Annotated in this window: 11 protein-coding genes and 1 tRNA gene; 2 read left to right on the plus strand and 10 right to left on the minus strand. The window is 63.1% G+C overall.

The window, feature by feature from the left end; all coding sequences use genetic code 11:
• Nucleotides 1-117: 117 nt before the first annotated feature.
• The 6 genes from AC1A0G_RS02370 to AC1A0G_RS02395 form a co-directional block, all read right to left on the minus strand.
• Nucleotides 118-1,959 (minus strand): ABC transporter ATP-binding protein, encoded by a 1,842-nt coding sequence (locus AC1A0G_RS02370; RefSeq protein ID WP_476527210.1) that lies wholly within the window; start codon nucleotides 1,957-1,959, stop codon nucleotides 118-120.
• Nucleotides 1,960-2,773: 814 nt separating this feature from the next.
• The gene (locus AC1A0G_RS02375; protein WP_476527211.1) at nucleotides 2,774-3,751 is read right to left on the minus strand and encodes an aldo/keto reductase family protein; all 978 of its coding nucleotides are present in this window, start codon (nucleotides 3,749-3,751) and stop codon (nucleotides 2,774-2,776) included.
• 911 nt (nucleotides 3,752-4,662) lie between these two features.
• Nucleotides 4,663-6,405, minus strand: coding sequence for an ABC transporter family substrate-binding protein (locus AC1A0G_RS02380; RefSeq protein ID WP_476527213.1), 1,743 nt, complete (start codon nucleotides 6,403-6,405; stop codon nucleotides 4,663-4,665).
• A gap of 56 nt (nucleotides 6,406-6,461) precedes the next feature.
• Nucleotides 6,462-8,594 carry a dipeptide ABC transporter ATP-binding protein gene (locus AC1A0G_RS02385; RefSeq protein WP_476527215.1) on the minus strand — a complete coding sequence of 711 codons (2,133 nt, stop codon included), beginning with the start codon at nucleotides 8,592-8,594 and terminating at the stop codon, nucleotides 6,462-6,464.
• A gap of 18 nt (nucleotides 8,595-8,612) precedes the next feature.
• Nucleotides 8,613-9,614 (minus strand): ABC transporter permease, encoded by a 1,002-nt coding sequence (locus AC1A0G_RS02390; protein WP_476527216.1) that lies wholly within the window; start codon nucleotides 9,612-9,614, stop codon nucleotides 8,613-8,615.
• 46 nt (nucleotides 9,615-9,660) lie between these two features.
• The gene (locus tag AC1A0G_RS02395; RefSeq protein ID WP_476527218.1) at nucleotides 9,661-10,644 is read right to left on the minus strand and encodes an ABC transporter permease; all 984 of its coding nucleotides are present in this window, start codon (nucleotides 10,642-10,644) and stop codon (nucleotides 9,661-9,663) included.
• Nucleotides 10,645-10,877: 233 nt separating this feature from the next.
• Here AC1A0G_RS02395 and AC1A0G_RS02400 point away from each other — a divergent pair, with 233 nt between their 5' ends.
• Nucleotides 10,878-12,383, plus strand: a complete 1,506-nt coding sequence (locus tag AC1A0G_RS02400; protein WP_476527220.1) for a C1 family peptidase — start codon at nucleotides 10,878-10,880, stop codon at nucleotides 12,381-12,383.
• Between the two features lie 815 nt (nucleotides 12,384-13,198).
• Here AC1A0G_RS02400 and nusG read toward each other — a convergent pair.
• From nusG to AC1A0G_RS02420, 4 genes are all read right to left on the minus strand, one after another.
• Complete coding sequence (gene nusG, locus AC1A0G_RS02405) at nucleotides 13,199-14,077, minus strand: transcription termination/antitermination protein NusG (RefSeq protein ID WP_476527222.1); 879 nt, start codon at nucleotides 14,075-14,077, stop codon at nucleotides 13,199-13,201.
• Nucleotides 14,078-14,108: 31 nt separating this feature from the next.
• Entirely contained in the window at nucleotides 14,109-14,336 is a 228-nt protein-coding gene (gene secE / locus AC1A0G_RS02410; protein WP_476527224.1) for a preprotein translocase subunit SecE, read from the minus strand.
• A 36-nt stretch (nucleotides 14,337-14,372) separates the two neighbouring features.
• A tRNA-Trp gene (locus tag AC1A0G_RS02415) sits at nucleotides 14,373-14,448 on the minus strand.
• A gap of 952 nt (nucleotides 14,449-15,400) precedes the next feature.
• Nucleotides 15,401-16,609, minus strand: coding sequence for a pyridoxal phosphate-dependent aminotransferase (locus AC1A0G_RS02420; RefSeq protein WP_476527225.1), 1,209 nt, complete (start codon nucleotides 16,607-16,609; stop codon nucleotides 15,401-15,403).
• Nucleotides 16,610-16,749: 140 nt separating this feature from the next.
• On the opposite strand from AC1A0G_RS02420, the gene AC1A0G_RS02425 reads away from it, so the two are divergent.
• The gene (locus tag AC1A0G_RS02425) at nucleotides 16,750-17,982 is read left to right on the plus strand and encodes an immunoglobulin-like domain-containing protein (protein ID WP_476527227.1); all 1,233 of its coding nucleotides are present in this window, start codon (nucleotides 16,750-16,752) and stop codon (nucleotides 17,980-17,982) included.
• Nucleotides 17,983-18,110 lie beyond the last annotated feature (128 nt).

Raw genomic sequence — 18,110 nt, forward strand, 5'->3', positions numbered from 1 at the left:
CACGTTGTCATTTCGAGCGACGCGAAGCGGAGTCGAGAAATCCTGCCGGAGCATTGCCGTTCGAAAGATTTCTCCGCTCGCTTGCGCTCGGTCGAAATGACAACGCACGCATAATGATCAGAAGCCTTGCGAAGCGCCGGACTGCATGCCGAGCTGCTTGTGGTAGATGTCCCAGTAGCGGCCGTGCTGCGCGACGAGTTCGGCGTGCGTGCCGCGTTCGACGATGCGGCCGTGCTCGAGCACGAGGATCAGGTCGGAGTCCTTGACCGACGAGATGCGGTGCGCGATCGTCACGATCGTCTTGTTGCCGTCCATCTCGCGCAGGTGCTTCTGGATCTCGGCTTCCGTCTCCATGTCGACGGCCGACGTGGTGTCGTCCATGATGAGGATGCTCGGGTTGTCCGCGAGCGCGCGGGCCAGCGACAGGCGCTGCTTCTGGCCGCCGGACAGGCCGACGCCGCGTTCGCCGACGACCGTGTCGTAGCCTTGCGGCATGGCCTTGATGAAGTTGTCCGCGCCGGCGATCTGCGCCATCTTGTGGATGTAGCAGTCGTCGGTGTCGGAGCCGGCACCGAAGCCGATGTTGCCGCCGATCGTGTCGGAGAACAGGAACGTGTCCTGCGCGACGATGCACACCTGCGAGCGCAGGGTGGTCAGCGGCCAGTCGCGCGCGTCGATGCCGTCGATGAGCACGTGGCCGACGGTCGGGTCGTAGAAGCGCGAGATGAGGCTGACGAGCGTGGACTTGCCCGCGCCGGTTTCGCCGAGGATGCCGAGTTTCGCGCCGGCCGGGATGGAGAAGTCGATGTCCTTGAGGATCGGCGTCTCCGGATCGTCGGGGAACGCGAAGCTGACGTGGTCGAAGCGGATCTCGCCGCTGATGCGGTCGGGGGTGGTCGGATGCGGCGCGCCGACCTGTTCGGCGATGGCGACGGCCTGCTTGACGGTCTCCTTCGCGTCGGGCTTTTCGGTGATGCGCGGCTGTTCGGTGAGCAGGCGGCGGATCTTGATGCAGCTGGCGTTGAATCGCTGCCAGTCGTTGATGAGCCAGCCGGAGGCGCGCACCGGGCCGTCGATCATCCACAGGAACGAGTTGAAGCTCACGAGGTTGCCGAGCGTCATGTCGCCCTTGATGACGAGGAAGCCGCCGAGGCCGAGCGTGATGAGCTGCAGGCTGAAGCCGAGGCCGTCGAGCCAGGGCATGTACTTGCGCGAGTTGTAGGCGAGCGCCATGTTGCGCTGCATGTAGTCGTCGTTGTGCTCGTCGAACTTCTGCGTCTCGTACGGCTCGCGCACGAACGCCTTGACCACGCGGTTGCCTTCGATGTTCTCCTCGACCATCGAGTTGAGGGACGCGAGCGAGTTGCGGATCGCGAAGAACAGCGGGTGCGCGTGCGTGGAGAGGCTGCGCGTGAGCACGAAGATGAACGGCGTGACGCAGGCGAGCGCGAGCGCCAGTCGCCAGTCGATCGAGAACATGACGCACAGCGCGCCGATGAACATGACCACGCAGTCGGCGATCTGGTAGCTGACCCAGCTGAGCATGTGGCGCAGCGCGTCGGTGTCGGAGGTCATGCGGCTCATGATGTCGCCGGTGCGCGTGTGGTTGAAGTAGGTGAAGTCGAGTTCGTGCAGCTTCTCGTATTCGTCGCACACGAGACGGTAGATGGAGTTCTGGCCGAAGCGTTCCATCCACATCTGGTATCCGTATCGCGAGGCGACGCGGATGACCGTCATGACGATCATGAGCATGCAGAAGTGCAGCAGTCGTTCGGTGTGGCCCTGGGTGATGACCTGGTCGACGATCATGCCGGTGATCAGCGGGATGGTCAGGGCCATCGCGTTGTTGGCGCAGAACAGCAGCATCGCGCCGGCCACGCGCGGCAGGTCGGGTTTGCAGTAGGGCAGAATCCAGCGCAGGTTGCCCTTGTCTTGGTTTTTCGTCGGATCGACGTACATGTGAGGAAATCCCCGCATTCTTGATTGTTTGCTTGTGGTATGGTGCGGCGTTCTCCCCGCCGCACGCGACATTCGCTGCCGCCACGATTCACGACCGTCGCGTTTCGAGCGTCCCGCAACCGGCGCTCTCCATCGCCGGCCGAAACCCCTGTTCGGATTCGCAAACGTGAACTAGGTTAGTCGAACCATATTTCGTTTCAACCTTGCGCCCATGTGCGTGTTGCCCTGATATTCCAACGGTTTGCGGTGATTCGACGGTGGTTTTCGGCTCGTTGCGAAATTCCGTCGTCTTTCCTCCCCAGGCGCCAGTCAAGCCTCACGCCAAGCGCCAGCCAAGCCGCACGCCAAGCGAGAGCCACCCGCGACCGGATACCACCCGAGCCATACTCTGCGTGATATTTGTGATAGCAGCGAAGCGATAATCGCCCCAACATCACGCAAATAGACTGTTCGCGTGATATTCCCGCCAGCATCCACTCCTTCCTATCCCAAACATCACGCCAGTGAGACCTTTGGCGTGATATTTGGGATAGGACCGGGACGCTAATATCCCCAACATCACGCGAACAGGCTCGTTGGCGTGATATTGGGGATAGTAACGGTCGGGCACTAGCACGGATGTCACGGAGGCTTCGCGCTTAACGGCTCAGCCCTGCAATTACGGACCTCACTACGCTCAGGCTGAGCCTACGGACAGTCCACTGGACTGTCCGCTTAACGCGTCGCCTTCGGCCCTGCAATTACGGACCTCACTACGCTCGGACTCAATCCGACCTTCGCTCGCCTATCGCCTCGCTCAGGCTGACGCTACGCGTCAGCCGACGTGGCGCTCGAAGCGCTTGAAGCCGAGGATGCGGTCGATCTGCTCGAGGGCATCGGCGGGCAGCTCCACGCCGGAGGCGGCGATGTTGGATTCGAGCTGGCTCGGCTTGCTCGCACCGACGATCACGGAGCTGATCACCGGCAGACGCAGGATCCACGCAAGTGCCAGCACCGGCATCTTGATGCCCAGTTCGTCGGCGATCTTGCTCAGCTGCTCGACCTTGTCGAGGTTCTCGTCGGTGAGCAGGTCGTTGATCTGGTGATCGGACTGCCAGGTTGCGCGAGAGCCGGCCGGCAGCGGCTGGCCCTTGCGGTACTTGCCGGTCAGCAGGCCCTGGGCGAGCGGCGAGAACGGCGTGATGCCGATGCCGTAGCGCTCGCACGTTTCGACGATCTCATGCTCGATGTAGCGGTCGACCATGTTGTACTGCGGCTGGACGACGGTCAGCGGGTGCAGTCCGCGCTCGGAGATGATGCGCTCGGCGCGCTCGAGACGCGCGGCGCTCCACTCCTCGGACACGCCGTAGTACAGGATCTTGCCCTGGTCGACGAGGTCGCTCAACGCCTGCAACGTCTCCTCGAGCGGCGTGGTCGTGTCGAAACGGTGGCAGTAGTACAGGTCGATGTAGTCGGTGCCGAGGTTCTTGAGGCTGCGCTCGCAGTTGTTGAAGATGTGCTTGCGGCTCAGGCCCCGGCCGTTGACGCTCTTGCCGGTGCCGAAGAAGACCTTGCTGGAGATGACGAGGTCCTCGCGGTCGTGCTTGGCGATGAAGCGGCCGAGGAAGCGCTCGGCGTCGCCGCCCGAATACGCGTCCGCGCAGTCGTAGAAGTTGATGCCGGCGTCGAATGCGGCGTCGGCGATGGCCATCGCGTTGTCGACTGCGGCGGCGTCCTCGAGGCGGGTCATCCAGCTACCGAGCGCGATTTCGCTCACCTTGATGCCGGCCTTGCCCACGTTGCGGTACTTCATTGTTGCTCCTTGTTCCTGTGTTGTACAGCGTCTGATCGAATCGATTCACCAAATGGGATCGAAGCAGCCGTGCCATCGATCTCATCCGGAACCGTATCCGATGTTTACGCTAACAACCCTAAAGGTTCAACCCCACTTGAACGCAAATCGCGAAACGCCGATGCGGGGATGGCACGCGTAGCTCACCAAGAAGATCAGTCTGTACGCTTTCGCCTTATCCGTGGGCATCCCATGTCACGCTTTGCCGATTTCGGCGCTTTATGGCACTGCGTGCCCCGATAATCTGTCACACCCTGCACCATTGCCAGCTTTACGAAAGAGTGTGACAAGGATATTGTCACACTTCGCCAATCTCAGCCGATAATCGCGGTACGTGACAACATCTCTCATCAAGGATCATTGGAAAATGGCCAATCCATACGCGCAGCCGCAATCCCCATTCACAGCCCTCTGTCACACTTTCCCAAACATCCGCAAACCGACGAAAGCGTGACAAGATATCCGGTCACACTTCATCATCCGGCTCCCTTCCGCGGAAAGTGTGGCAGCATCGCGCACATACCCGCGTCAAACCGGATATCTTGGCTCCGCACCGCAGCAAGCCTGACAAATCACATACGAAAAAAGCCTCCCCGCGCCGCGCCGAACAGGCACGCCGCGGGGAGGCCACGTCCGATCGCGGACGCGCGCGCAGAATAAGGAGAAGTAAGACGCGCGCGAACGCGATCACACCCGCCCGCCCGAGTGTTCCCGACTCGGTCAAGGTGGGACATTCAGTTATGGAGGGAAATCTTCCGACACCCCTCAGCAAGCCCCTCACAGGAGAGGCGAGGATGCAGACCGGTCAGCGACAGACTCAAGCAAGCTCGTGCGAGACCGGCCCATTCTTCAGAAGCGAAGCCCGCTCAGGCTCACTTCTCCCAGCCGATGTTCTGCGGCAGGTTGCCGGCGAAGCCGGACGGACCGTAGTTGGCGAGGCCCTTCTTGACGGCCACGTAGGCGCCCGGGTTGGAGACAGGGACGGTGCCGTAGAGCTTGAGCGCGGCCTTCTCGGCCTTGTTCATGGCGGCGGCCTGGTCGTCGTACTTCTCGTGGGCGCCGGCGGCCTTGACGAGCTTGTCGACCTCGTCGGAACCGACGTAGGTGAAGTTGGACGGGCCGTTGGAGGTGTACAGCTGCGGGGCGGAGGTCACGAAGCCGAGGGCCGCGGTGGACTGCCAGGCCATCGGCAGCACCTGGTAGTCGCCGTTCATGACGGTGTCGGAGAACTTGGACTCGGCCACGTTCACGACCTTGACCTTGATGCCGGCCTTCTTCATCATCGCCTGGTAGGCGTTGGCGAGGGCCTGCTGGGTGGCGTCGTCGCCGAAGAACGTGAAGGAGACCTCGAGGGTCTTGCCGTCCTTGGCGTAGTAGCCGTCGTCGCCCATCTTGTAGCCGTCGGCCTCGAGGGTCTTCTTGGCGTTGTCGGTGCTGAACTTGGACTCGGCGGGCATGTTGTCCTCATAACCCTTCTGGAACGGCAGCAGCATCTCGGAGCCCGGGCGCTTGGCGTCCCAGTCCATGCCCTGGAACTGGATCTTGTTGTAGGTGTCGGCGTCGAAGGCCTGGGTCAGGGCCTTGCGCACCTGCAGATCGTCGAGCGGCTTGGACTTGCCGTTGTACTCGAGCACGCGGGTCTTGGTGCTGTAACCGTAGCGCAGCTGGGCGTTCTTGACGGAACGCACGGCCTTCAGGTTGTCCTTGGTGGAGATGGAGGTGGAGGCGTCGATCTCACCGTTCTGGAACGCGTTGATCTCGGCGGTCGAGGACATGACCTTGTAGACGACCTTGTCGAGCTTGGCCTTGTCGCCCCACCAGTTCGGGTTCGGCACGAAGGTCACGCTGTTGTCGTTGAAGGAGTCGACCTTGTACGGGCCGGCAGCCCACTCGTTGTGCGGGTTCTTGACCCAGCCCTGGGTGAAGGTCTTGGCGTCGCCGGCCTCCGGGTTGACCAGCGCGGAGAACACGAGCTGCCACGGGTAGTACGGCTCGGAGTAGGTCACGATGACCTGCTTGGCGTTGTCGCCCTGCTTGACGCTGGCGATGCGGTCGAAGCCGTCGGTGCTCGGCGGGTTGTAGTTGGCATCCTTGCCGTTGAGGGCCTTCCAGGTCGCCTCAAACGCGGTCCAGTCGATGTCCTTGCCGTCGTTCCACTTGGCCTTCGGGTTGATGTCGTACTGCACGACCATCGGGTCGGAGCTGACGAGCTTCATGTCGGTCAGGTAGTCCGGGTTGACCTTGATCGGGTCGCCGCCGACCTCGTCGGTCATGAGCAGCTGCGGCTGGTACCAGCCCCACAGCTCGGACATGTAGGCGGTGTTGCCGTCGGTGGACAGGTAGTTCCAGTTGGAGGTGATCTCGGAGATCGGCAGGGTCAGCGTGCCGCCGTCCTTGACCTTGTCGCGGTCGAGGTGGTTGTCGTAACGCTGGTCAGTCTTCGGCATCGGCAGCGCGCCGGTGTACGACGAATCGAAGCCGGCAGCCGGTTCTTCGGTCGCGGTGGCGGCGCCGTTGGAGCCGTTGCCATTGCCCGTGCTGCCGCAGCCCGCGAGCAGCATGGCGAACGCCGCGACGGACGCCGCGACGGCGGTCATCTTGCGCATGTTCTTCATGGTTGTTTCCTCTCTAATAAACCTGCGTGGGATTCCCTCGCGCAGGGTCCGACCTGTCATGCGAAATGGCATGCGACCTGATGGCCGCTCGGTCGGGAAGCATTGGCGGCGCGCAGCATCGGCTTTTCGCCGCGGCAGCGGGCCTGCTGGTCGGCGCTCAGCGTGGGCATGAGCGGGCAACGGCCGGCGAACGGGCAGCCCTGGAACGTTTCGGTCGGGCTGGGCACTTCACCTTCGAGCACGATGCGCTTGCGCGTGCGCTCGGCGGCCGGGTCCGGCACGGGCACGGCGCTGATGAGCGCCTGCGTGTACGGGTGCAGCGGATGTTCGAACACGTCCTCGGTCTCGCCGGATTCGACGATGCGGCCGAGGTACATGACGGCGACCTGGCTGGAGATGTGGCGGACGACCGACAGGTTGTGCGCCACGAACAGGTAGGCCACGCCGAGCTTGTTCTGCAGATCCTCGAGCAGGTTGATCACGCCGGCCTGGATGGACACGTCGAGCGCGGAGACCGGTTCGTCGAGCAGCACGAGCTTGGGGTTGACGGCGAGGGCGCGCGCGATGGCGATGCGCTGGCGCTGGCCGCCGGAGAACTGCGTCGGGAAGCGGTCGACCTGATCGGGGTTCAGTTCGACGAGCCGCATGAGTTCGGCGATGCGTTCGCGGATCTGCTCCTTGGAGTAGTGCTGCACTTTCATCGGCTCGGCGAGGATGTCGTAGATCGGCAGACGCGGGTCGAGCGAGCTCATCGGGTCCTGGAAGACGTACTGCACGGCGGAACGCAGTTCGCGGCGCTGTTCGCGCGGCATCTTGCGTTCGAGCTTGGTGCCGAACATCTCGATCTCGCCTTCCTGCGGCTTGGCGAATTCCATGATCTCCATGAGCGTCGTGGACTTGCCGGAGCCGGATTCGCCGACGAGCGCGACGGTCTCGCCTTCGCGCACGTTGAGCGTCACGTCGTCGACCGCGCGCACCTCGCCGATCTTGCGGCGCAGGAATCCGCCGCCGGTCAGCGGGAACGTCTTGCGCATGTGCTGCACGTCGAGCACGGTCTTGCGCTGTTCGCGCGGCACGCCGTCGAACTTCGACTTGACGGCCTCGCCCACGGTGTACACGTCGCGGAACGTGAGGCCCTTGCTCACGATCTCGGCCGCGCGATGGCAGGCGACGAACTGGCCTTCGCGGCCCGGCACCGGCTGCATGGACGGCTCGCTCTGGCGGCACACGTCGGTCGCGAGCGGGCAGCGCGGGGAGAACGGGCAGCCCTTGGGCATGTTCACGAGGTTCATCGGCGAGCCGGGGATCGGCACGAGGCGGCTGGCGCGTTCGCGGTCGGAGCGCGGCACGGCGCCGAGCAGACCCATCGTGTACGGCATGGCTGGCTTGGCGAAGATCGTGTCGACGTCGGACTTTTCGACCGGGCGGCCCGCGTACATGACGACGATGTCGTCCGCGATGCCGGCGATCACGCCGAGGTCGTGGGTGATGAAGATGACGGCCGCGCCGGTCTCGCGCTGGGCCTTGCGCAGGACTTCGAGCACCTGCGCCTGGATCGTCACGTCGAGCGCGGTGGTCGGCTCGTCGGCGATGATGACGTCGGGGTCGTTGGCGATGGCCATGGCGATCATGACGCGCTGGCGCATGCCGCCGGAGAACTCGTGCGGGAACGACTTCAATCGGTCCTCGGGGTCCGGGATGCCGACGAGGTTCATGAGCTCGATCGAACGGTCGTGGATCTGCTCCTCGGTCATCTTCGGATTGTGGGTGACCAGCGCTTCCTTGATCTGGTCGCCGATCGAGAACACCGGGGTCAGGGCCGACAGCGGGTCCTGGAACACCATCGCGATGCCACGCCCGCGGATCTTGCTCATCTCGAGATCGGACTTGGTGAGCAGCTCGTCGCCGTGGTACGTGATCGAGCCGGTCACCTTCGCGTTCTTGTCGAGCAGGCCCATGATGGCCATCGACGTGACGGACTTACCCGAGCCGGACTCGCCGACGATGCCGAGCGTGCGGCCGCGGTACAGGTCGAAGTTCATGCCGCGCACCGCGTGCACCGTGCCGGCTTCGGAGGCGAAGCTGACGGTGAGGTCGCGCACGCTGATGACCGGCTGCTCGTTCTCGTTCGCGGTGTCGTTCACGGTTGCTCCTGTTGCGTTCGTAGTCGTTGCGTTCTTGTCGTTCATGATGATCGCCGTCCTGGCTTACTCGGCCTTGCCGCCGGAACGGGAGTACGGGTCGATCGCGTCGCGCAGGCCGTCGCCGATCAGCTGCACGGAGAAGGTCAGGATGATCAGCATGATCGACGGGAAGACCAGCACCCACGGGGAGGTCTGCACGACCGACTGGCCGGCGTTGAGCAGCGTCCCGAGCGACGTATCGGGGGCCTTGATGCCCAGGCCCAGGAAGCTCAGCGAGGTTTCGCTGTTGACCGCGCCGATGACGCCGAGCACGGTGTTGATGACGAGCACGGAGCCGAGGTTCGGCACGAGGTGGCGCACGATGATCGTGAACGACGGCACGCCCATGAACTTCGCGGCGCGCACGTACTCGCGGTCGCGCAGCGAGAGCGTCAGCGTGCGCAGAGTTCGCGCGTAGCCGATCCAGCCGAACGCGGTCAGGCCGGTCGCCAACCAGATCCAGTCGCTGCCGCCCTTGGCCATGCCGACGATCAGCGCGATGAGCAGGAACGACGGGACGACGAGCAGCATGTCGAGCAGCCACATGCCGACGTGCTCGAACCAGCCTTCGAAGAACGCGACCGCGGTGCCGACGAGCGCGGCGATGATCGTGATGCAGATCGAGGAAAGAATACCGATGGTGAGCGAACGGCCGAGGCCGCGCACGATCATCGCGTACAGGTCGGAGCCGCCGACGGTCGTGCCGAGCCAGTGCTCGGAGGACGGCGGCGCGGCGAGCGCGGCGAAGTCCGGCTCGTCGTAGCTCCACTGCGAGAAGCGCGCGCCGAACGCGGCGAAGAAGATCAGGATCAGCAGCACGATCAGGCCGACCACGGCGGACGGGCGGCGGCAGAAGCGGCGCACGTACAGCATCATGCGGCCGGTGCGCTTGAAGTCGTCGTGCTCGGACTTGCCGGACTTGTTGTCCGCCGTCACATCGGCCGTCTGGCCGTCTCCCTGCTGGAAGTCGCGCACCTCGTCGGTCGCGTCCGCGTCGGCGACCATGTTCTCGGAATCGTTCATCATATCGATCGTCCTTTTACTCACGTTCCACGTATCGGGATCGGGCGTCTCAGCTCAGTCGGATGCGCGGGTCGAGCCACGCGGAGAAGATGTCGGCCAGCAGCGCGCCAGTCAGCGTGCACACGCCGCCGAACGCGGCCACGGCGACCGCGCCGTTGATGTCGTTCTGCGCGATCGTCTGCGTGAAGTACATGCCCAGGCCGTTGATCGCGAACACGTTCTCGGTGATGACCGCGCCGGTGAACACGCCGGCGATCGAGAACGCGACGTCCACGGCGGTCGGGATCAGGCTCGTGCGCAGCGCGTGGCGGCGGATCGCGATGTTGAGCGGCAGGCCCTTCGCGCGGGCGGTGCGCACGTAGTCGGCGTTCATCGTGTCGAGCAGGTACGTGCGCTGGGTGAGGTGATAGCTCACCGTGCCGGGGATCGTCATGACGATGGTCGGCAGGATCAGGTGCTGCAGGTAGTCGAGCACCCACAGGACCGGGTTGTTGCCTTGGTACGAGTGCAGGCCGGTCACGTAGAACGCGCGGGTGCCGATGAGGTTGTTGAAGTTGATGGCGATGAGCACGACCATCAGGCCCATGACGGCGGCCGGGATGACCAGGAAGAACGTGGCGACCGAGTTGAGCACGCGGTCCTGCCACTTGTACTGGCGGATGGCGGTGTACACGCCGATGCTCACGCCGAAGATGATCGCGAGGATCGTCGCGAGCGTCACGAGCTGCAGCGACGCGGCGATGCGCGACGCGATGGCCGGGCCGACCGGCGACTGGTCAGGGCTCAGACCCCAGTCCCAGCGGGTCACGATACCCTTGAGCCAGCGACCGTAGCGAACAATGACGGGTGTCTGATCGTTGATGTTCGCCATGTCGAGCGAACGGTTGATCGACGCCATCGGCGGGCGCGGATTACGCGACATGTAGTTCGAACGCGGGTCCATGAACGCGCTCGCCAGGAAATACGTCATCGACACTGCCACGAACAGCATGATGATGTAGTTGCCGATGCGCTTGATGATGTACTTGAGCACCCTTCACCTCCTAAAGCCTCGATAGGTTTATCCCGTGGAGGTGAATCCACAAAATCGAATCCAATATATGAGATGAGGTATTGACTGATTTACGATTTCGCTGTAAGTCAAAATCGCTTTAGTTAGCGGTAACGAGCCACCTCGGACCCGTTTGTTAATTTTGTGTTTCGATTCCGTACAGCAAACACGCAGTACAATGCGGGAGGTTTTTCAGCCCAATCAAAGGAAGTGTCATGCCAAGCAACGTAGCCATCAACCCCGAGCTGCTGTCCAAGTACGCCGCCGACTTCAACGCCGACCGCGCCAACCTCGTCGCCGCCGACGCCGCCGTCTCGTCCGGCGTGCTCAAGGCCGCCACCGACTACCGCGGCGTGCGCGAGCTGCCGCGCGATTTCTCGGTCGAACTCAAGCAGGGTTCGATCACCAACCAGAAGCACTCCGGACGCTGCTGGATGTTCGCCTCGCTCAACACGCTGCGCTACGAGCTCATGCACCGCTGGAACCTCGAGGACTTCGAGTTCTCCGAGACGTACCTGTTCTTCTGGGACGCGATGGAGAAGTCCAACACGTACCTCGAGAACGTGCTCGCCACGCTGGACGAGCCGACCGACAGCCGCGTCTTCGAGGCCATCAACTACGGTCCGTCCGACGACGGCGGCTGGTGGCAGATGTTCGCCGCGCTCGTGAACAAGTACGGTCTGGTGCCCAAGAGCGCCTACCCGGAGTCGGCCAACTCCACGGACTCCTCCGCGTTCAAGCAGTACCTCAACTCGCGGCTGCACGGCTTCGCGGCTGAGCTGCGCCGCCGTCACGCGGCCGGCGCGTCCGTTGACGAGCTGCGTGCGGCGAAGGACGAGGAGATGTCGGTCGTGTACCGCATCTGCGCGATCTCGCTCGGCGAGCCGCCGGCGAAGTTCGACTGGATCGCGCGTACCAAGGGCGACGACGATGCGAAGGGCGACAAGGCCGGCAAGGACTGCTGCAAGAAGGCCGAGGGCTGCTGCAAGGACGGCTCCAAGTCCTGCGACTGCGGCGACGAATGCACGTGCGAATCCGGCAAGTCCTGCGGCTGCAAGGACGGCAGGCATTCCGGCATCGACGATCGTCCGGTCATCCGCGAGACCGGCATCACGCCGCTCGAGTTCTACAAGAAGTACGTGCCGGTCGACGTGAACGACTTCGCGTCGCTGTGCAACTCGCCGATGGAGCGCACGCCGTTCGGCAAGCGCTACGTCATCAAGTATTCCGCGAACGTGGCCGAAGCCGGCGACATGGAGTTCGTCAACGTGCCGCTCGACGTGTTCCGCAAGGCCGCGATCGACCAGCTCACGGCCGGCCATCCGATCTGGTTTGCGTGCGACTGCATGCAGTTCGCGCTGCGCGACGCCGGCTTCTTCGACCAGTCCGTCGTGCGCGTGGATCGCCTGTTCGGCACCGATTTCCCGCTCGACAAGGCCGACGGCCTCGAGTACGGCGACAGCCCGAGCAACCACGCGATGACGTTCACCGGCGTGAACCTCGACGAGAACGGCAAGCCGAACCGCTGGAAGGTCGAGAACAGCTGGGGCAAGGACAACGGCGTGGACGGATACTACGTGATGTCCGACGCGTGGTTCGACCGCTTCGTGACCGAGATCATCATTCGCAAGGAATACCTTGACGAGGCCACGCGCGAGCTGCTGACCGCCGAGCCGGTCGAGCTCGAGCCTTGGCAGCCTCTCACCAAGCCCTGCCGCTGAGTGCGGCCGCCGGGTCCCTTATCTGGCCGCTTGGTCTGCCCTGATCCGACCTGACCTGGAGATTTGATCTGGTCCGATCTGGTCGCTGGGTCTGACCGCTGAGTTTGGCCCGATCTGGAGGTTCGATCTGATCCCTGATCTGGTCACTGAATCCGGACCGATCGGACCAGATCTCTGAGTCAGGACGCTGAGTTTGACCCGATCTGGAGGTTCGATCTGATTTCTGGTCTGGAGATTCGATCGGTCTCTTCCGGTCGTCCTATGTGTCCGGATTCACCCACTATCCCGTCATGAGTGGGCGAATCCGGACACGAAAAATCGTAAGTGGGTGTTTGCCTACCACGAAAACCGCGCTTTGGCTGTTTTCGTGGTAGGCAAACACCCACTTTCTGTTTCGTGGTATGGATTCGCCCACTTACGGACCGTGCTCACGGTAGGCAAACACCCACTTACGGATTCCGCGTCCGAATCCACCCACTTACGAATCCCACTCATGGTACGCAAACACCCACTATTCGTTTCGGGATATGTATCCACCCACCGACGAGGCTGCGTTGCATAGTATGCAAACACCCACTAACGTGGCAATCTTCCGGAAATTGTTGCACTGAACACTGAGCGGCCATTCATTGCCCTCAGCAGCCGCCCAGCATCCTCATCACTTGCTGCCCCTCTGGCGTGACAAGGTTGCTAGTAACCGTTGGTTACTAGCAACCTTGTCACGCCAGAGGGCCTCAGTTCCTGCAAACCCATTCCAATAGCAAAAAGGCTTCCCCCGGAAAATTCCGAAGGAAGCCTTTTGCTAATGAATACGCTTACTGAAGCTTTTCGACCTGGTTGAAGCCCAGCTCCACCGGCGTATCGCGGCCGAAGATGGACACGAGCACGGTGAGCTTCTGGGTGGTGGGCTCGACGTCAGAGACGACGGCGGCCATCGTGGTGAACGGGCCGTCGGTGACGGTGACCTGATCGCCGACCGCGTAGGAGACCTCGACGGTACGCTTCTTGGCGGCGGCAGGCTTGTCGCCGGCCTTCTTGAGCGCCTCGGAAGCGATCATCGGAGCCATCATCTGGACGACTTCCTTGCGCGACAGCGGCGCCGGGTCCTTGGTCGGGCCGACGAAGCCCGTCACGCCTTCGGTCTCGCGCACGATGCGGCGGGCGTCCTCATCCGGCCACATGCGGATGAGCACATAACCCGGCACACGCACACGGGTGATGACCTTCTTGCCCTTGTCGGTGTGCTTCTCGACTTCCTCCATCGGCACCTCGACCTGGAAGATCTTGTCTTCGAGACCGAAGCTGACGATACGGGATTCGACGTTGGTCTTCACGCGCTTCTCGTAGCCGGAGTACGTGTGCAGCACGTACCACTTGCCTTCGAGATTGCGCAGCGACTTGGAGAACTCTTCGACGGCTTGAGCGCCGGCATCCTGAGCCTCGTCGGTACCGGACTGGTCGGACTGCTGGTCCGCGCCATCGTCGGATGCAGACCCGGTCGTGTCGTCATCCGCCGGTTCCGCAGCGGAAGCGGTATCGGCCGGAGTGGATTCGGTGGCGATGTCAGAGGCGGTCTCGTCATTCTCGTCGTCGACCGGCAGGGCATCGAGATTCACCTCGGGCTGCTGCGCCTCGTCATCCGGCGCGATGTCCGGCAGGGCATCGAGATTTTCGAGATTCACTTCATCATTCATGCGTCAATTCACCTTCAGGTTGGTTCGAAAATCAGCCGAAAATCCACAGCACGAGCTTGCCCAGACCGAAGTCCATGCCCGTGACGAGCGCCATGAGGAACAGCACGAAAAGAAAAACGGCCAGCGACCAGAAGAACAGTTCCTTGGCGGTGGGAGTAACGACCTTGCGGAGTTCGTCGATGATCTGCTTGATGAACAAGCCGATCTGCATAAAGATATTAGGTTTCTTTGCCGAGACGGCCTTGCTTGCCTTCGCCATAACCATCCTTACGATCACATATTCATCAAGAAGACTTGGCAGGGAAGGCGGGACTCGAACCCACAACCTACGGTTTTGGAGACCGTTGCGCTACCAATTGCGCCACTTCCCTAGGTGAACTCTGCCATGCTAGCGAACCTGTCAGACAGGACGCTTGCGCCCGGCAAAACCGCCAAGATGGAATAGTAGCGCATGGCTGCGATTTCGTCCAGTCGTACGAAAAAATCCCGTGGAAAACCACGGGATTTCAACGTTTTTACGGCATGTCTCGATGTGGAATCGCACTGCGTGCGATGCTGCAATTTGGCGGCTTACGCCGCGAGTACCCCACCCGTCAGCTTCGCTGACACCCTCCCCTGAGAGGGGAGGGAAAGCATCCTGCGCGGCCTTCAGACTGTCCTTCGTCGCACCCTCCCTGAGAGGGAAAGGACCGACATAGGGACCTTGAGACTCGATCGGCACCCTACTCTGAGAGGGAAAGGTTAGCGCTTCCCTTTCCTCTCAGGGGAGAGCGTCCGGCAAATCAACGATCCGATACGAGCCCCCACCTTTCCCTCCCCTTTTAGAGGAGGGTGTCCTGCCGTCGATGTCCATGGTTTCGGTTGTCATGATTCCCTCCCCTGTTTAGGGGAGGGTGCCCGGCGCAGGCCGGGCGGGTGGGGTACCGCGGCCGTCAAGGCCGCAAACAACATCGCATCGCACGTCAGCGCGATTCCGCCCATTTCTCGAACCGACACACTCAGTCGCCATCTCTCCCTCCCCTTTTAGGGGAGGGAGTCAGAGAAGCTGACGGGTGGGGTACTGCGGTCTCAGGCCGCAAACAACACAGCATCGCGCATCAGCGCGATTCCGCAATCACGGGCTTGCCTACGGCGAGATTCACACTGCCTTCGCTCAGCCTATCGGCCTCACTCAGAACTCGCCTATGGACAGCCCACCGGGCTGTTCGCTTAACGGCTCGGTCCCGCAATTATTGACCTCGCTACGCTCGGACTCAACACTGCCTTCGCTCGACTACCGTCTCGCTCAGGCTGACGCTACGCGAAGCCCACTGGGCTTCGCGTTCACGCGTCAGCCCACTCCTTGAACCGGCGCATGCCTTCGGCGAGCTGGTCGTCGGCGAGGGCGTAGGAGAAGCGCAGGTATCCGGGAGCGCCGAACGCCTCGCCCGGCACGGCGGCCACATGGGCCTCGTCGAGCAGCGCGGCGGCCAGCTCGGAGGAGCTTGCGCACACGGTGCCCCGCTCCCCCAGCGGACGGTTCAGCAGTCCGGTCACATCGGCGAACGCGTAGAACGCGCCGCGCGGCGTCGGGCACACCACGCCGTCGATGTCGTTCAACGCGGCGACGATCGCCTTGCGTCGCGCATCGAACGCCTCACGCATCGCATATACCACGTCAAGCGGCCCGGAAACGGCCGCCAGCGCCGCACGCTGCGACACGTTCGCCACGTTCGAGGTCATATGCCCCTGCAGCTTGGACGCGGCCTTGGCGACCGGCAGCGGCGCGATCAGCCAGCCGACGCGCCAGCCCGGCATCGCGTACGTCTTCGCCACACCGTTGAGCACGATGAGCTGGTCACGGCACTCCGGCACGGCCGCGCCGATGTACGTGGTCCTCTCGCCGTCGTAGTTGAGGTGCTCGTAGATCTCGTCGGAAATGATCCAGATATGGTGCTCGATGGCCCACTTCGCGATGCCGCGAATCGTTTCGGCCGACCACAGCGCGCCGGTCGGATTGTTCGGAGAGTTGACGATGATCGCCTTCGTGCGCTCGGTGCGCGCCGCCTCCAACGCGTCGAGATCCGGCTCGAAACCGCGGTCGCCGCCCGCGAACACCAGCACCGGCTTGCCGCCGGCCAATTTCACGGCCTCCGGATAGCTCGTCCAGTACGGGGTCGGGATGATGACCTCGTCGCCGTCGTTGAGCAGCACCTGGAACGTCGAGTACACGGCCTGCTTGCCGCCGTTGGTCACCACGACCTGATCGGCGGCGACCTCGTAGCCGGAGTCGCGCAGGGTCTTCGCGGCGATCGCCTCACGCAGTTCGGGCAGGCCCGGGGTCGGCGTGTACTTGTAGTTCTTCGGGTCACGGCACGCCGCGGCGGCCGCGTCGACCACATAGTCGGGGGTCGGGAAGTTCGGCTCTCCCGCACCGAAGCCGATCACGTCGAGTCCGGCGGCCTTCATCGCCTTCGCCTTGGCATCGACGGCCAGCGTCGCGCTGGGTGCCACGTTGTTGATACGGTCGGAAAGAGTCTGCCAATCAGCCATAGTCATGGCTTCTAAGATAACCCCGGCGCACGATGTATGGAAGCGTGTCGCGTCGCCGAAATACGCGGCAGGACCGGAACGGCCGATTGGATACGACGTATGGTGCAATGGTGCTACGAGAAGAGACCCAAGGAGCAGTCATGACCGGTTCCAGCCATCCTCCGCAACACGGCGGCGAGCGCATCGGCCAGCATGTCAGCGATCGTTCGCACGCACAGATCACCGCACGCCGCCGCCGAATCAACGTCGTGCTTGCCGGCTTGCGCAACGCGGTGGCCGCACTGTCCGTCTTCGCGATCGTGTTCGCTATCGCATACGGCATCCCGCGCTATTACGCACGCCACAGCACGTCCGGCAACGCAGCCGGCCAATCATCCCGATCCGACAATGACACGACCGCAGCCAGTCCCACGCACGATGCGTTGAACAGACGGTCCGCGCCGCAAACCAACCCCGGCGACATCACGATCGGCCTCAACGGTTCCGCCGTCACCTACGTGCTCAAGGGCGAGCAATACGTCGAGGGCGGCGCGCACGCGATCGAACCGACCGACGGCGTGCTCACGTCGAAGATCGCCGTCAGCGGCACGGTCGACACGGCCACGCCCGGCGACTACACGGTCCGGTACGCCGTGCGCGACTCGCAGGGCCACGCCGCGACCGTCACGCGCACGGTCAAGGTCGTCGATTCGATGGACACGCAGTCCGGCGGCATCCCCGTGCTCATGTACCACTACGTGTACGATCCGGCCGATCCGCCCGCCGATCTCAACGCAAACTTCATCCCTGCCACGTCGCTCGAGCAGCAGCTCAAGTACCTCACCGAACATGACTTCTACTTCCCGTCGTGGGCCGAGGTGCGCGCGTTCATCGACGGCACGCATTCGCTGCCCGCGCGCAGTGTCGTGCTCACGTTCGACGACGGCGAACCGCGGTTCTTCCGTTACGGCGAGCCGCTGATCACCAAGTACCAGGTGCCGGCCACGTCGTTCGTCATCGGGTCGGACGGCGACGCGCTGAACAAGATGAAGCAGTACGCGTCGTCGTATCTGGAGTACGAATCGCATTCGTTCGACATGCATCGCGCGGGAGGCACGGTCGGTCACGGCGGGCGGATCAGTGCGATGACGAAGGACGAGATCGTGGCCGATCTCAAGCAGTCGGAGTTGGTGACCGGGTCGCTGCAAGCGTTTGCGTATCCGTTCGGCGATACGACCGCGGACGCGCAGGCCGCGGTGGCCGAGGCCGGCGTGCCGCTTGCGTTCACGACGGCGTACGGCTGGGCGATGATCGGCGATGATCCGACGCTGCTGCCGCGCGTGCGGATTCAGGGCGATGGCACGCTGGATGCGTTCGCCGCCGCGATTCAGTGATGATGGCGACTGTGGCGGGGCGGCAACGCCATGCTTTCCGGGCTTCGCCCCGCTACGGGCACTCCCAGCGGGGCAACATCGCCACGACTTCGGGATTGCGCCCCACTACGCATGGTTAGCAGGGTAGT

This window comes from Bifidobacterium sp. LH_230 (assembly GCF_056357555.1).

What these genes read in the sequence shown, in the direction of transcription:
- AC1A0G_RS02370 (WP_476527210.1), bottom strand. Translation starts at nt 1,959, where the DNA reads ATGTACGTCGATCCGACGAAAAACCAAGACAAGGGCAACCTGCGCTGG.
- AC1A0G_RS02375 (WP_476527211.1), bottom strand. Translation starts at nt 3,751, where the DNA reads ATGAAGTACCGCAACGTGGGCAAGGCCGGCATCAAGGTGAGCGAAATC.
- AC1A0G_RS02380 (WP_476527213.1), bottom strand. Translation starts at nt 6,405, where the DNA reads ATGAAGAACATGCGCAAGATGACCGCCGTCGCGGCGTCCGTCGCGGCG.
- AC1A0G_RS02385 (WP_476527215.1), bottom strand. Translation starts at nt 8,594, where the DNA reads ATGAACGACAAGAACGCAACGACTACGAACGCAACAGGAGCAACCGTG.
- AC1A0G_RS02390 (WP_476527216.1), bottom strand. Translation starts at nt 9,614, where the DNA reads ATGATGAACGATTCCGAGAACATGGTCGCCGACGCGGACGCGACCGAC.
- AC1A0G_RS02400 (WP_476527220.1), top strand. Translation starts at nt 10,878, where the DNA reads ATGCCAAGCAACGTAGCCATCAACCCCGAGCTGCTGTCCAAGTACGCC.
- nusG (WP_476527222.1), bottom strand. Translation starts at nt 14,077, where the DNA reads ATGAATGATGAAGTGAATCTCGAAAATCTCGATGCCCTGCCGGACATC.
- secE (WP_476527224.1), bottom strand. Translation starts at nt 14,336, where the DNA reads ATGGCGAAGGCAAGCAAGGCCGTCTCGGCAAAGAAACCTAATATCTTT.
- AC1A0G_RS02420 (WP_476527225.1), bottom strand. Translation starts at nt 16,609, where the DNA reads ATGGCTGATTGGCAGACTCTTTCCGACCGTATCAACAACGTGGCACCC.
- AC1A0G_RS02425 (WP_476527227.1), top strand. Translation starts at nt 16,750, where the DNA reads ATGACCGGTTCCAGCCATCCTCCGCAACACGGCGGCGAGCGCATCGGC.